This is a genomic window from Streptomyces sp. NPDC006314 (assembly GCF_040613075.1).
In the GTDB taxonomy this organism is placed as follows: Bacteria; Actinomycetota; Actinomycetes; order Streptomycetales; family Streptomycetaceae; genus Streptomyces.
In genome coordinates, this window is sequence record NZ_JBEXRL010000012.1 from 148,531 (window position 1) to 161,655 (window position 13,125).

At 72.3% G+C, this 13,125-nt stretch carries 14 protein-coding genes; 5 read left to right on the plus strand and 9 right to left on the minus strand.

Translation table 11 applies throughout. From position 1 onward, the window contains the following. Window positions 1-16: 16 nt before the first annotated feature. Entirely contained in the window at window positions 17-466 is a 450-nt protein-coding gene (locus ABZ079_RS22910) for a hypothetical protein (RefSeq protein WP_356941286.1), read from the minus strand. A gap of 152 nt (window positions 467-618) precedes the next feature. On the opposite strand from ABZ079_RS22910, the gene ABZ079_RS22915 reads away from it, so the two are divergent. Next, window positions 619-1,584 carry a helix-turn-helix domain-containing protein gene (locus ABZ079_RS22915; RefSeq protein ID WP_356941287.1) on the plus strand — a complete coding sequence of 322 codons (966 nt, stop codon included), beginning with the start codon at window positions 619-621 and terminating at the stop codon, window positions 1,582-1,584. A 108-nt stretch (window positions 1,585-1,692) separates the two neighbouring features. Here ABZ079_RS22915 and ABZ079_RS22920 read toward each other — a convergent pair whose 3' ends face one another. Beyond that, on the minus strand, window positions 1,693-1,995 hold the full coding sequence (locus tag ABZ079_RS22920) for a hypothetical protein (RefSeq protein ID WP_356941288.1): 303 nt from the start codon (window positions 1,993-1,995) through the stop codon (window positions 1,693-1,695). A 169-nt stretch (window positions 1,996-2,164) separates the two neighbouring features. Here ABZ079_RS22920 and ABZ079_RS22925 point away from each other — a divergent pair, with 169 nt between their 5' ends. Together ABZ079_RS22925 and ABZ079_RS22930 are read left to right on the plus strand one after the other, a co-directional pair. Beyond that, window positions 2,165-2,590 carry an Hsp20/alpha crystallin family protein gene (locus tag ABZ079_RS22925; protein ID WP_356941289.1) on the plus strand — a complete coding sequence of 142 codons (426 nt, stop codon included), beginning with the start codon at window positions 2,165-2,167 and terminating at the stop codon, window positions 2,588-2,590. Between the two features lie 216 nt (window positions 2,591-2,806). Further along, window positions 2,807-3,292, plus strand: a complete 486-nt coding sequence (locus tag ABZ079_RS22930) for a DUF2267 domain-containing protein (RefSeq protein WP_356941290.1) — start codon at window positions 2,807-2,809, stop codon at window positions 3,290-3,292. A gap of 251 nt (window positions 3,293-3,543) precedes the next feature. Here ABZ079_RS22930 and ABZ079_RS22935 read toward each other — a convergent pair whose 3' ends face one another. Together ABZ079_RS22935 and ABZ079_RS22940 are read right to left on the minus strand one after the other, a co-directional pair. After that, entirely contained in the window at window positions 3,544-4,086 is a 543-nt protein-coding gene (locus tag ABZ079_RS22935) for an MOSC domain-containing protein (protein ID WP_356941291.1), read from the minus strand. A gap of 357 nt (window positions 4,087-4,443) precedes the next feature. Continuing rightward, entirely contained in the window at window positions 4,444-5,475 is a 1,032-nt protein-coding gene (locus ABZ079_RS22940; RefSeq protein WP_356941292.1) for an SEC-C domain-containing protein, read from the minus strand. Window positions 5,476-5,918: 443 nt separating this feature from the next. On the opposite strand from ABZ079_RS22940, the gene ABZ079_RS22945 reads away from it, so the two are divergent. Next, the gene (locus ABZ079_RS22945; RefSeq protein ID WP_356941293.1) at window positions 5,919-6,707 is read left to right on the plus strand and encodes a class E sortase; all 789 of its coding nucleotides are present in this window, start codon (window positions 5,919-5,921) and stop codon (window positions 6,705-6,707) included. A gap of 262 nt (window positions 6,708-6,969) precedes the next feature. On the opposite strand, the gene ABZ079_RS22950 is transcribed toward ABZ079_RS22945, so the two are convergent. Then, on the minus strand, window positions 6,970-8,604 hold the full coding sequence (locus ABZ079_RS22950; protein ID WP_356941374.1) for a M48 family metallopeptidase: 1,635 nt from the start codon (window positions 8,602-8,604) through the stop codon (window positions 6,970-6,972). A 175-nt stretch (window positions 8,605-8,779) separates the two neighbouring features. Then, window positions 8,780-9,898 carry a hypothetical protein gene (locus ABZ079_RS22955; RefSeq protein WP_356941294.1) on the minus strand — a complete coding sequence of 373 codons (1,119 nt, stop codon included), beginning with the start codon at window positions 9,896-9,898 and terminating at the stop codon, window positions 8,780-8,782. A gap of 362 nt (window positions 9,899-10,260) precedes the next feature. Between ABZ079_RS22955 and ABZ079_RS22960 the strand changes: the two genes are divergently transcribed. Continuing rightward, a complete protein-coding gene (locus tag ABZ079_RS22960) occupies window positions 10,261-11,415 on the plus strand; it encodes a cystathionine gamma-synthase (RefSeq protein WP_356941295.1) in 1,155 nt (384 codons plus the stop codon). A gap of 13 nt (window positions 11,416-11,428) precedes the next feature. On the opposite strand, the gene ABZ079_RS22965 is transcribed toward ABZ079_RS22960, so the two are convergent. The 3 genes from ABZ079_RS22965 to ABZ079_RS22975 form a co-directional block, all read right to left on the minus strand. Further along, a complete protein-coding gene (locus ABZ079_RS22965) occupies window positions 11,429-11,677 on the minus strand; it encodes a hypothetical protein (protein ID WP_356941296.1) in 249 nt (82 codons plus the stop codon). Window positions 11,678-11,834: 157 nt separating this feature from the next. After that, a complete protein-coding gene (locus tag ABZ079_RS22970; protein ID WP_356941297.1) occupies window positions 11,835-12,341 on the minus strand; it encodes a sigma factor-like helix-turn-helix DNA-binding protein in 507 nt (168 codons plus the stop codon). 142 nt (window positions 12,342-12,483) lie between these two features. Then, the gene (locus tag ABZ079_RS22975) at window positions 12,484-12,990 is read right to left on the minus strand and encodes a MarR family transcriptional regulator (protein ID WP_356941375.1); all 507 of its coding nucleotides are present in this window, start codon (window positions 12,988-12,990) and stop codon (window positions 12,484-12,486) included. Window positions 12,991-13,125 lie beyond the last annotated feature (135 nt).

Genomic DNA, 13,125 nt, shown 5'->3' on the forward strand with positions numbered 1-13,125 from the left:
GTCAGGCGCCTGACCGTCACAGGCCTGTCGTGGAGCCCGGCCGGACGATCATCAGGACCGTCACCGTGGCCCACAGCAGGTTGAACAGCCCGGTGAACATCGCGAGCCGCGCGGTCTGCCGGACCGTACCGCCGCCCTCGACGAAGGCGGTCTGGGCCGGCAGCACCAGCGCGGTGAGGACGAGCGCGGCGAGGGCCGTCAGCGCGATGGACACGGTCAGCCAGGCACTGCCGAGCACGTCCATCCGGCTCGCGGTGGCGAAGCCGAAGACCGGGACGACGACGCCGACGACGGCGTACACCCGGCAGATCCGGTGCAGCAGCTGGAGTGTCCCGGTGGCGCCGGGATCGCCGGGTGCGGCGAGGGTACGGCGCGCGGCGGGCGGGAACATGCTCGCGGCGACGGTGACGGGCCCGACGGTGACGATCGCGGCGAGGACATGGACGGCGAGGAGCAACATGGTCACGGCGGTGACGCTAGGGGCCGGCGGGATCGCGCAGAAGTGGCGTGACTGCCAGGGGCCAACGGATTCTCGCCAGGTGCCCCTCGGGCGGTGCGAGCTGCTGCTTCCCTGAGAGCGCCGATGGCGGCGACCCGTCGTGGGCCTACGATCCCGCCATGCACACCGTGGCCGTACTGGCGCTGGACGGGGTCATCCCGTTCGATCTGTCCGCCCCCATCGACACCTTCGGCTGGGCGCGGTTGCCCGACGGCCGGGTGCCGTACCGGGTGCGGGTGTGTTCGGTGCGGGAGGAGGTGAGCGCGGGCGCCTTCACGGTGCGGGCGCCCTACGGCCTCGACGCGCTCGCCGAGGCCGACACGATCATCCTGCCGGGAGTCGCGGAACCGCCGGAGGTGCTGCCGCCCGGCGTCGCGGAAGCCCTCTGTGCGGCGGCGGCGAACGGCACGCGCATCGCCTCGATCTGCGTCGGCGCGTTCCTCTTCGCCGCGACGGGCCTGCTGGACGGCCTGCGCGCGACGACCCACTGGATCGCGGCCCCGGACCTGGCCGAGCGCCACCCGGAGGTGACCGTCGACCCCAACGTCCTGTACGTCGACAACGGCCAGTTCCTCACCTCGGCGGGCGCGGCCGCGGCGATGGACATGTGCCTGCACATGATCCGCAAGGACTTCGGCTCGGCGGTCGCCGCGCACGCGGCCCGGATGTCGGTGATGCCGCTGGAACGGGAGGGCGGGCAGGCCCAGTTCATCGTCCACGACTTGCCCCCGGCCCCGGCCGGCGCGACCCTGGAGCCCCTGCTGATCTGGCTGGAGGACCACTGCGACCGCGATCTGACGCTGGACGGGATCGCGGCGCAGGCGGGTATGAGCACCCGCACCCTCAACCGCCGCTTCCGCGAGCAGACCGGCACGACACCGCTGCAGTGGCTGCACCGGGCGCGGGTACGGCGGGCCCAGTACCTGCTGGAAACGACGCCGTACCCCGTGGAGCGGATCGCCGCACAGGCGGGCTTCGGCTCCCCGACGGCGTTCCGGGAACGCTTCCGCCGGGTGGTCGGAACGAGTCCGCAGGCGTACCGGCGGTCGTTCCGGGCGACGGGGGAGCCGGCGGCGGCCGGCTGAGTACCGGCGGCCGTTGAGCGTGTGAGTCCCGTCCGCCGGCTGGCTCAGCCCCGTGGGCCGGCGGCGGTGGGCTGGGCGCCCTCGGTGTGTGCCCTGTCCGCCGTGTGGTTAGCCCTGCCGGTCGGCGACGGCCCAGGAGGCCAGGGCGACGGCGCCGGCGACGCCGAGGACGGACGGCCAGGCGCCGACCTTCTTCGCCAGCGGGTGCGATCCGGCGAACGCGGCGACGTATGCGGCGGTCAGCGCGCCCGCGGCCTTCCCGCCCGCCTGCTCGCGCCACTGCTGGGCCGCGGCGGCGCCCGCGACGGCCAGAACGGCCCCGCCGAGCTGCCGCTTCTTCGTCCAGCGGGCGACGCCGTAACCGCCGACGAGTCCGCTCGCGGCGACGACCGCGCTGGGAACCCTGGCCATGAGTGCCTCCTGTGTGTCCCGTACCGGCCCCGAGGTCTGCCCCGAGGCTAACGCGCAGGTGAGCACGCCAACTCACCCTGAGTCGACGCTTGTCAACTTTTCGGCGGAGAGTTATATAAGAAGCCGTAGGGCATCGCACCCAAGCCCCTGACGAGAGGAGTGACCCGTGATGCTCATGCGTACCGACCCGTTCCGCGAATTCGACCGACTCGCGCAGCAGGTCCTCGGCGCCAACGCCCGTCCGTCCGCCATGCCGATGGACGCCTACCGATCCGGGGACGATTTCCTCGTCCACTTCGACCTTCCGGGCATCGACCCGGAGACGATCGAGCTGGACGTCGAGCGCAATGTCCTCAGCGTCCGCGCCGAACGCCGCAGTCCCGCACCGGAGGACGCGGAGATGCTCGTCGCCGAGCGGACCACGGGCACCTTCACCCGCCAGCTCTTCCTCGGCGACACCCTCGACACGGACCGCATCGACGCCTCGTACGAGGCCGGCGTCCTGACCCTGCGCATCCCGGTGGCCGAACAGGCCAAGCCCCGCCGTATCCAGATCAGCGGCGGGAGCGGCGACCGCAAGCAGATCAGCGGCTGACCGGACGCCCCGCCGACCGCTGATTCCAGCCATGCGTCCCGTGGCCCGAGCGGGGCCCGGGACGCGGCCGCCTGCCCGCCGCACTGCGACGGGCTCCGCCACTCAGGCCGCATGGCACCACATGCCGCACATTGGCCGAACTCCCGCTCATGCCCGCTGCATTACGGGGTACCGGGCTTTCGGTGTCCCGACGTGTCCGGAGGAGGAGCCAGCACGATGACCGTGACGACCCCGCAGCCGAGAATGACCATCCCTGCCCCGTCCCCGTCTCTGCGCCCCGCTGCCCCAGACATGGCCGAGGACGCCGGCTGGCTGGAGCTGACGGATGCGGTGCGCGAGGCGGGCCAGTACACGACGAGGGCGGAGGCGGAGCGCGTCACGCGCATCGTCCTCTCGGCCCTGGGTGGTCATGTGACCGGCGACGAACGGGTCGCCCTCGTTCAGGCCCTCCCCCGGGAGGCGGGCCGGGCCATCGCGTCCCAGATCCCGGCACCCCACCCCCTGACGGCTCGCGAGTTCGTCGAGTCGGTGGCGACCCGCATCGAGGGCTCGACCCCCGCGACGGCCCGCTGGGACGTCAGCTCGGTCCTGAGCGTGCTGTCGGAACAGCTGGGCGAGCCCCTGACGACCCGCGTCCTGGCCCAACTCCCCCCGGGCTATGCCCTCCTGTTCGGGCGGGCGGACCTGGCGGCGACGGCCTAGCCCGAATCCATGGCACCGGGCGCCGCCCAACCCTTCGCGGCGCCCGCCCATGCTGACGGACCGTGACTGCGCGTCAACGCGCCGGACACCACTCCACCTGCTCCAGCGACACCGCATCCCGGCACGCGGTCAGCCGGCGCTCATTCCCCGCTCGGGCCGGCTGCCGAACCGAAGGAGCAGCGAACGCCTCCCAGCAGTCCGGACTCCTTCTCGAAGCAGACAAGCGCGGCCACCCCCACGCACCCTCGAGGTCAAACCCGCTCAAGCGCCCGATGAGGCCCCTCGGGAAGCTCGACCTGGATCGCATCACCGGGCCGCACGACACCTCCCACCAGAACCACACTCATGATCCCGCTCTTGTAGGTGACCTGCCCGTCCTCCGCGCGCCCGACAACCTGCTTCAGCAGCCCCTGCTGAAAGTCGTCGATCTGCGCGCAGGGATTCCGCCGTCCGGTCACCTCGACGACGGCCTCGTCCCCGATCCGCAGCCGCGCCCCCGTGGGCAGCCCGTGCAGATCGATCCCGCGGGTGGTGATGTTCTCGCCAAGCTCCCCGGGCCCCACCCGGAACCCGGCGCCCGCGAGCTCTTCGAACAACTCCTCATGAATGAGGTGCACCTGCCGGAGATTCGGCTGAGTCGGATCCTGCTTGACCCGAACCTGATGCTTGACGGTCACCCCGGCATGCGCATCCCCCTCCACTCCAAGCCCGGCGAGCAAGGTGATGCTCTCCCGGTTGGGCTTGGTGAAGGAGTACTCCCCGTTACTACTGACCGCCGTGACCGCCGCACCCATGCGTGCCCCCACTCCACTCATCCCACCTGAGATCACCCCCGACCCTACGCGCACCACACAGTCGACGTAAGGCCCGCTGACCTGGCCCCGGCCCCTGCTTCCTTCCAGCCGTGCGCACGCTTCTCCCTCTCGCGGAAGCACGACAGGGATCTCCGAGCAGGTGAGGGCGTCATCAGCTTCCCGTCCCGGCTCGCAAGTTCTGATCGCCGCTCGCGCAACACACGCAAACGGTGTGACACGAGTGATCATCCTGCGCCACGTGCGGTATCACCGGAACTGGTGGTGGCAAAGGGGAGGTCCCGGCCAGTCGTAAGGCCAGGACCTCAGATTGTTGAACCGGTGGCGGGGTCGAGTTGTTTACTCGGCCCCATGGCACTCTGCATAAACCCGCCCAGCACCACACCAGCACCCCGCCCCCCGCTGCGGAGGCCAAGCCACGGCCCGCCCGCGGGCCGCCAATGTCGTCGCGTACTGGGGCAGCAGGGTCGCGTCCGCAGGGGACGAACCCTCCGAGGCCGCGAACGCCTCGTAGGACGGGACCGTTCCCGTGACGATGCCCAGGTTCGGGGTGCCCGAAGAGGCCAGTTCGCGCAACGAGGACTCTATGGTCGTCAGGTGTTCCTCGTGGGTCGGGTACTCCGAGGACAGGGCGGGGTAGGCCGACAGGAGTTCTGTCAGTTCGGGTGCCGGCCAGTGCAGGACTGCCACGGGGAACGGGCGGGAGAGGGCCTCTCGGTGGGCGCCGAGTTCGGCGCGGAGGCGGGTGATCTCGGCTTTGAGTTCTGCGGGGTTCTCCGAGCCCAGGGACCACACGCGATTCGGGTCGTGGAGTTCGTCCAGGGAGACCGGGGACACGGACGCGGTCGCGGTCGCGTGGAGGGTGTCCGCCAGGGTGTCCCAGTCGTCGTGCGGCATGCCCTGCATGCGGCGGACACGGTGGCGGCCGTAGAGGAGGGGGTGGGTGGCGGAAGGGGGCTCCGACTCGTCCGTCAGCAGCAGACGCGCTCCCTGCGTGAACGTCTCCGCCGCCGCCTCCAGCTCGTCGTGGGACTCCAGGGCCTCGGCCACGATCACCCAGGGTGCCGGGTCGCGGGGGGCGGCCGCGCGGATGCCGTCGATGATCGCCCTTGCTTCCGCCTCGTGGCCGTACTCCCACAGGTTCGACGCCTTCAGGGCGCGGATCAGGGGAGGGTTCTCCAGTCCCTCGGCGGACGACAGCAGGCGGTCGTAGAGCGCGGTGGCCGCGGGGCGGTCGCCGGACAGTTCCAGGTGGGCCGCTGCGCGCAGGAGCAGGGCCTCGGCGTCCTCGGGATACAGTCCGGCGATCCGCTCCAGGCGTGCCGCCTCGGCGGTGTGGTCGACGTTCTCGGCAGGCGTGTCGGGGCGCATGGGGGACACCGTACTGCCGAGTGCTGACAGAGGGGGAGTAAGGGCTGGTCGAACGCCCTCGGCCGAGATCACCTACCCGGTCACGCCGTCCACTTACAGCGTCACGCCGTCCACCCGCTGCGTCTGAACCGACTTCGCCGTGAAGGGGACCGACAGGGATGCCCCGGAGAGGTACGTGTCCGTGTGGGGGGTGTAGCGGTTGGAGCCGCCTGACGTGACCGTGGTCCAGCGGAGGACGCAGGCCACCCGGGCCGCCGGTCACGGAAGCGAAGCGGGAGAGCAGGAAGCATCGGGGGCGGCGGGTGGGGTTGTCGAGGAGCGCGACAGCCCTTGCTCAAACCTATTGTGAGGAGGCAGGGGTGAGACCTCTGTTGCCTTGCGGCTCTGGCCAGTTGGGGGCTGTGCGCCTATCTTGCGTTCCGCTCCGGTGGAGGTGGGTGCGGATGCGGGCTTCGTCGGGTGTGCGGGTCGTGGGGCACAGCGATCGGCGCAGGCGCGCACGGCGACGGCGGGCGCTGTGGAACGGGGGCGAGGTGCTCGTCACCGTGGGGGTGCTGCTGATGCTGCTGGTCGTGCACCAGCTGTGGTGGACCAACCGGGAGGCGCGGCGCGGGGCCGAGCGGAAGGTGGAGGCGCTGGAACGGGAGTGGGGGAGGGCAGGGGACGGTCGCGGTACGGACACCGGTCGCGGCTCCGCCTCCGGTACGGCCCCTGCTCCTGCCGCCGATTCCCAGGCATCCGGGCGGCAGCGGTCGTACACCCCTGTGGTGCTGCCCCGGCGGTCCCAGGCGTACGCCGTGCTCACCATCCCCCGGTTACACCTCCGCGTTCCCGTCGCCGAGGGCGTGAGCAAGGCGAACGTCCTCGACAAGGGGTATGTGGGGCATTACCCCGGCACCCGACAACCGTGGGAGGCCGGTAACTTCGCGCTCGCGGGGCACCGGAACACGCACGGCGAGCCCTTCCGGTACCTGCCCCGGCTGCGGCCGGGGGACGACATCGAAGTGGAGACGCGGTCGGCGACGTACACGTACGACGTCGACAAGGTGCTGCCACAGACCTCGGCGACGGACTCGGGCGTCGTCCGGCCCGTGCCGCGCTCCCTCGTCCGGCCCCGTTACGGGTACGACGAGCCGGGCCACTACATCACCCTGACCACCTGCACCCCTGAATTCTCCTCGCGGTACCGGATGGTGGTGTGGGGGAAGCTCGTTTCCGTGCGGCCGAGGTGACGTGCGTGCGGGTCGGGTGGGGTGCGGGCGGTCCGTAGGGGGCGTGGTTAGGAGGACGGTCATGGAGGTCGGTCCGTTCGTTGGGGGAGAGGGCCGGCGAAGGGGCCTGGGGAGGAGGCCTGGGGAGGAGGCCTGGGCATGAGAAGGGAGGGGGAGGGGATGAGCGGGGTCAGGGACGGCCAGGGCGGGGTGGGGAGTCGGCGAGGTGAGCGGGATCAGGGCGGGTGCGTGGGCGATCGTCGGACGCGGGGAGGGGCGCCGGTCAGGTGTTCTGGAGCGCCGGAGGCAACTGGGCCCGTAGGGGTGCGGTGTCGGGGTGGTCGGCGAGCGCCGCGTCCATCGCCGCGTCCAGTGCGGCCTCGGGGCCCTCGTCCCGCGTGGTCTCCGAGCCCCAGCCGGGCAGCCGCACGGCGGCCGGGCGGGACCAGGAGAGCTCCCATCCCAGCAGCGAATGGGCGCTGAACTCGGCCAGCACCATGGTCCGCAGTGACCCGCGCAGCACGGGCCGTACGAACTCGCGGAAGGCCCGGCCCTTCGCGGCCGCCGCCTCCTCCGACAGGGGCAGCTGCTCCGCCAGCCGCCACAACCGGCCGTCGTCGATGACCTCCAGCAGCGCGGGCAGCGTCGGCGGCTGCCCGGTGTAGGCGGCCAGCGCGCGGTGCAGCGGGGTGTGTGCGGCGGACAGGCCCCTGGCCATCGAGGCGTCCAACAGCTCCGCCCACCCGGCAGCGCGAGGAAAGGCGAGTACCTCGTCGGCGAGGACGGCGTCCTCCAGCGCGGCCAGCGTCCGCTCCGGGTCGGTGAGCAGGGCCAGCGCCGCGCCCCTGGCCTCCTCGGCGCGGCCGTCGGCGGGCAGCGCCTCGATCCGGCGCACGCGCTCGGCCATCGGCGGGTGGGAGTCGTACGGCGAGGCCGGCTCCTCCGGCAGCTCCGAGCGGAGCTTCATCAGCTCGGGTTCACGGGCCGTCAGCAGTCTGCCGAAGCCACCGAAGAACTCGCCGCGGGGCGGCAGCAGCCGGGCGGACAGGCCCAGGGTGGCGTAGCAGTCGAGGTAGAGGTCGTGGGAAGCGGCCAGTGCCGGGATCTCGCGCAGTGCTGACGCGGTCGCGTCCCGTCCGGCGATCCGGGCGGCGGCCAGGTCGGCGGCGTACTCCCCGGCGCGGGCCGTGGAGAGGGAGGCGCGCATGTAGAACTTGCCGTACGCGCTGTAGATCGCCGCCATCATCCGGTACAGGGCCCCGGCCCCGCCGGTGTCGACCTTCTTGGCCTTCTTGCCCTTGGCGACCCGCTTGGCGACGGCCTTCTCCTGGCGGGCGCGCTCGGCGGCCACGCTGTCGTCGGCACTGGTGCGGAACTGCCCGATGACCCGGGCGATCTGGGTCCGGCCGCGCACCACGAGCGGGGACAGCCGGGTACCGCCACCTGTGAAGTGGCCGTACTCGTGGGCGAGCACAGCGCGCAGCTGCGCCTCGGTCAGGCCGATCAGCAGCGGTACGCCGAGGTGGAGGCGGCGCGGTCCGGGAAGCAGGCCGAGCAGGCGCGGCTCCTCGCTGCCGGCCGCGTTGACATCGGCGGTGAGCAGGATCCGGTCGGGGGCGTAGGTGCCGGTCGCCGTCGCGAGTTCCCGGACCAGGGCCCACAGCCGGGGCTCGTCGGCCTCCGTGATCGCGAGGCCGGGCGGGTCCTCGCCCTTCGGCGTGCGCAGCATGAACAAGCCGCGTACGACGGGGATGGCGAGCAACACCGTGACGATAACGATCTTGATGACGGCGGCGCCGTGCACCCAGGTGAACACGGCCACGTCGATACCGGCGAGGGCGGCGAGCAGCAGCAGGCTCAGCAGATAGAAGCCGCTCAGCAGGACGAGGGCGCGCAGCGCGCGCAGAGTTGTGCCCATCGGCAGATCCCCCCACAGGACCCGGAGAAACGAGAACATGACGACGGACACCGCTGGGCGGTGCTGCCGGTGAGTGTGGGGGGACTCGGAGCAGACGCAGCGCAAGGCGCGAGCACGGTCAGAGCTTGGGGAGTATGCCCTACCCCAGGTCAGCCGGGCAATCGGGGCGGCCCGGTCAGCCGGGGAGGCTTGCCGGGTTGCCGCCGTTGGCCTCGTAGCCGGCCACGGCCAGTGCGCGGTAGACGGCGAACTCGGCGGCCGGGTCGGCGGACAGCGTCCAGGGCAGCGCGCCTACGTGACCGTCGACGTGTATCAGCTGGTGCATGGCCTCCGCCCAGCGCTCCGCGCGGACCAGGAAGAAGATCAGCAGGTGGCGGACGTGCGCGAGTGTCGGGTCGTCGGGCCGGGCCGCGTGCACCGCGTGCAGCGCGCCGTGCATCGCCCTGGTGACCACCTCGCTCCGGTAGAAGCCCGAGACCAGGTTCACCTCCGGGAGATGCTCGAAGACCGCGAAGAGCGGCAGCGCGGCGAGCAGCGAGCCCTGCGGGGCGCGGGCCGCCGCGGCCTCGGCGAAGGAGTACGCCTGCTCGCGCGAGCCGTGCCACTTCTCGCACCAGTAGTGCAGCGCGGCCAGATGCGCGCCCATGTGGTGCGGGGCGCGGTCGAGGATCTTCAGCCACAGCTGCTCGAACTCGGCCTGCGAATAGGCGAGTCCACGGGCGATGGACAGCTCGATGATGTACGGCACCGGGTCGCCGGGGGCCAGCAGGGCCGCCTGTGCGCAGGCGTCCCGCGCCTCCTCCATGATGATCCGGAAGTCGTCCGTGCCCGGAGTCGCCGTACGCCAGGCCTGCTGCACCAGGAACTCCGCGTGGACGGCTGCGCCGCCCGCGTCCTTGGGCTGTTCGGCCCGCCACACCCGGAGCCACTGACCGCCCGGCGTCTCGTGCACACCGCCGGGCCGCTGCCGCAGCTCCAGCGCGGCGGCGCCCGCGAAGGCCTGCACCCGTTGCCAGCGCCGCTCACCCCCGGCCTCGGTGCCGGCCAGCAGCTGGGCGGCGGCCCGGTAGTCCTGGGTGCGCTGCACCAGCTCCAGGACGTCCAGCAGGTCCTGGTCAGAGCCGGGCATGCGCACGTCCAGCTCCTCCTGACGCACGAAGCCGTAGTCCGCCGGGTCGGCGGCGTCCGGGTGACCCGGGGGAACCCGCTCGATCAGCCCGCGCCTGCGCCGCATGACCGCGAGCAGGGCGAAGCTCATCAGCAGCAGTGCCATCAGCAGCCAGAGAGTCGCCATGCCCCAAGCGAACCAGACGCCGCCGACAATTGGCCAACCACGTCACGGACCTGTGGAAAACTCCGGGCTGGGTGATGACAGGCGCGCGGCCGGAGGCCGTCGCCGTCGGACACCCGCTGCCGTCGCCGTGGGCGATCGTGTGTCGGTGCCGGTGCCGGTGCCGGTGCCGGTGCCGGTGCTGGTGCCGGTGCCGATGCCGGTGCCGGTGGCGCGCTGGTGCTGGTGCCGGTGCTGCGCTTGGTGCCGGATGAGTGCAGCGGTGCGGCCGGCCGCCGGCGCACGCCGAGGGAAAACCCTTCGACCGGTGCTCCCCGCGCTCGGCGGGCCTCACCATCCGGCCGAGCGCACTACGCTCGGTGCACATGAGCGACAGGCACATCAGTCAGCACTTCGAGACCCTCGCGATCCACGCGGGCAACACCGCGGATCCCCTCACCGGCGCGGTCGTCCCGCCGATCTACCAGGTCTCGACCTACAAGCAGGACGGCGTAGGCGGGCTGCGGGGCGGCTACGAGTACAGCCGCAGCGCCAACCCGACCCGGACCGCCCTGGAGGAGAACCTCGCCGCGCTGGAAGGCGGCCGCCGCGGCCTCGCCTTCGCCTCCGGCCTGGCGGCCGAGGACACCCTGCTGCGCACGCTGCTCACCCCCGGCGACCACGTGGTGATCCCGAACGACGCCTACGGCGGCACCTTCCGCCTCTTCGCCAAGGTCGCCACCCGCTGGGGCGTGGAGTGGTCGGTCGCCGACACCAGCGACCCGGCCGCCGTCCGGTCCGCGATCACCCCGAAGACCAAGGCCGTCTGGGTGGAGACCCCCTCCAACCCGCTGCTCGGCATCACCGACATCGCCGCCGTCGCTCAGGTCGCCCACGCCGCGGGCGCGAAGCTCGTCGTCGACAACACCTTCGCCACCCCCTACCTCCAGCAGCCGCTGTCGCTCGGGGCGGACGTCGTCGTGCACTCCCTGACCAAGTACATGGGCGGCCACTCCGACGTGGTCGGCGGTGCGCTGATCGTCTCCGACCAGTCGCTGGGCGAGGAGCTGGCCTACCACCAGAACGCGATGGGAGCGGTCGCCGGCCCCTTCGACTCCTGGCTGGTGCTGCGCGGCACCAAGACTCTCGCCGTGCGCATGGACCGGCACAGCGAGAACGCCACGAAGATCGCCGACATGCTGACCCGCCACGCGCGCGTGACGAGCGTGCTGTACCCGGGCCTGCCCGAGCACCCGGGCCACGAGGTCGCCGCCAAGCAGATGAAGGCGTTCGGCGGCATGGTGTCCTTCCGGGTCGAGGGCGGCGAGGAGGCCGCCGTGGAGGTGTGCAACCGCGCCAAGGTCTTCACCCTCGGCGAGTCGCTCGGTGGTGTGGAGTCCCTGATCGAGCACCCCGGCCGGATGACGCACGCCTCCGCGGCCGGTTCCCTCCTCGAGGTCCCCGCCGATCTGGTGCGCCTGTCCGTGGGCATCGAGAACGTCGACGACCTGCTCGAGGACCTGCAGCAGGCCCTCGGCTAGCAGACGGCCCGCGTCACCAGCCGGTGATCGGTGGAGTCGTCTGCGAGGGCGGCTCCACCCACGGGCGCGCGTGCGCCGCCCACACGGCGAACGCGACGGCCGCGGCGCACGCCAGCAGCCACAGCACACGGCGGGCGAGCCGCCTGCGCCGCAGCAGGCGCTCACCGCGGCGCACCGCCTCGGTGTGCACGTCCGGCGGCACCGGCGCCGGAACCCGCTCCATGATCCGCCGCGCGGCGGCCTCCCGCTCGGCCCGGTTCACCGCGGCCCACCCGCCCGCCGGGGCCGCCTCTCCGTGTGCCGCGGACCGCCGGCAGCGTGCTGCTGCCGGGAGGCGACCCGCTCCCTGAGGGAGACCAGCCCCCTGAGGGAGAGCCGCCCCCTGAGGACGACCAGCGGCCAGATGGCGGCCCACTGCCTCATGGCGACACCGCCTTCCTGCCCATCGCGCGCGGCGCGGGCGGACGTGCCGGATGCAGCAGGGTGGCCGTCGCGCGGTCGCAGATGGCCCGCACGCGTTCCGTGGGCAGGCCGAGCAGGGCCGCCGCCTGTTCCTCGGCGACACCCTCGTAGAGCCGCAGCACCAGGATCAGCCGCTCCCGCGGCGCGAGGGCGGCGAGCGGGTTCTGCGGATCCGGCCGCCGGGCGTGGCCGAGGGCGCCGTACGGATGCCACGTCGCGCGCGCGAAGCGCGTGGCGAGGTACTGGCGGGCGCAGTCGTACGGGTCCTCGCCGAGTAGCCGGTCCCAGCCGGCGTAGGTGTGGGCGAGTGTCAGTGTCAGCAGGCGCCGCGCGCGCGGGTTGGCAGCCGGCGCCTCTGCGGTGAGCAGCGTGGCGGTGTGCAGCAGGCGCCCTGCCGCGCCCGCGACGAACGCCTCGAACTCGCGGGCACGGCGCGCACCGCGGGACACCTGCCGATCACGCACCGCGCCTCCCCGTGAAGGGGCCCTGTCCGGTACGGGACAGGCGAACCGCGTACGACGCAGGACCCGGTCTCATATGAGGCCAGCGGCGGCCCGGGGTCAAGAGTCCGGACCGCGCCGGTACCGGCCGGGGCGGCGGGCGGCCTCAGGAGACCGGCGGCTGCTCCGCCGACGGGACTCCCTGCACCGCCATCCGCGCGGACAGCGCGTGGTTGAAGCGCGTCAGGAGCGTGCAGAACTCCTCGCGTTCCTCCGGCGCCCAGTCGTGCGTCAGCTCGGCCATGAGCTGGCGCCTGGACGAGCGCACCTCCTCCAGCCGGGCGGCCCCGCGCGGGGACAGCTGGAGCACCACCGCACGCCCGTCCTCCGGGTGCGAGGTGCGCTTGACGAGCCCGGTGTCGACCAGGGGAGCCACCTGCCGGGTGACCGTGGAGGAGTCGATGCCCATGCTCGCGGCGAGCGCCTTGACGCCCATCGGCCCTTCCCTGTCGAGGCGGTTGAGCAGCAGATACGCGGCACGGTCCATGGAGTTGCGCACCTGCCCGACGCCGCCGAGCCGGGTCTGTTCGGCACGGCGGGCGAACACCGCCACCTCGTGCTGGAGGGTGTCGAGGAGACCGGTGTCACCGACGGTCGTCATGTCCATCGACATTTCAGGTGTTGTGGGCATGGCCGGAGGCTCGCTTCATGAAGGGCTGCTGGGTTGGGGGACAGGGTACGCGGCCCGGCGCCGGGCCGTACCGGCGCTGCCCGAACCGGTCTCGGAGCTTGGTCACACCCGTCGTGC

What these genes read in the sequence shown, in the direction of transcription:
- ABZ079_RS22915 (WP_356941287.1), top strand. Translation starts at nt 619, where the DNA reads ATGCACACCGTGGCCGTACTGGCGCTGGACGGGGTCATCCCGTTCGAT.
- ABZ079_RS22920 (WP_356941288.1), bottom strand. Translation starts at nt 1,995, where the DNA reads ATGGCCAGGGTTCCCAGCGCGGTCGTCGCCGCGAGCGGACTCGTCGGC.
- ABZ079_RS22925 (WP_356941289.1), top strand. Translation starts at nt 2,165, where the DNA reads ATGCTCATGCGTACCGACCCGTTCCGCGAATTCGACCGACTCGCGCAG.
- ABZ079_RS22930 (WP_356941290.1), top strand. Translation starts at nt 2,807, where the DNA reads ATGACCGTGACGACCCCGCAGCCGAGAATGACCATCCCTGCCCCGTCC.
- ABZ079_RS22935 (WP_356941291.1), bottom strand. Translation starts at nt 4,086, where the DNA reads ATGGGTGCGGCGGTCACGGCGGTCAGTAGTAACGGGGAGTACTCCTTC.
- ABZ079_RS22940 (WP_356941292.1), bottom strand. Translation starts at nt 5,475, where the DNA reads ATGCGCCCCGACACGCCTGCCGAGAACGTCGACCACACCGCCGAGGCG.
- ABZ079_RS22945 (WP_356941293.1), top strand. Translation starts at nt 5,919, where the DNA reads ATGCGGGCTTCGTCGGGTGTGCGGGTCGTGGGGCACAGCGATCGGCGC.
- ABZ079_RS22950 (WP_356941374.1), bottom strand. Translation starts at nt 8,604, where the DNA reads ATGGGCACAACTCTGCGCGCGCTGCGCGCCCTCGTCCTGCTGAGCGGC.
- ABZ079_RS22955 (WP_356941294.1), bottom strand. Translation starts at nt 9,898, where the DNA reads ATGGCGACTCTCTGGCTGCTGATGGCACTGCTGCTGATGAGCTTCGCC.
- ABZ079_RS22960 (WP_356941295.1), top strand. Translation starts at nt 10,261, where the DNA reads ATGAGCGACAGGCACATCAGTCAGCACTTCGAGACCCTCGCGATCCAC.
- ABZ079_RS22975 (WP_356941375.1), bottom strand. Translation starts at nt 12,990, where the DNA reads ATGTCGATGGACATGACGACCGTCGGTGACACCGGTCTCCTCGACACC.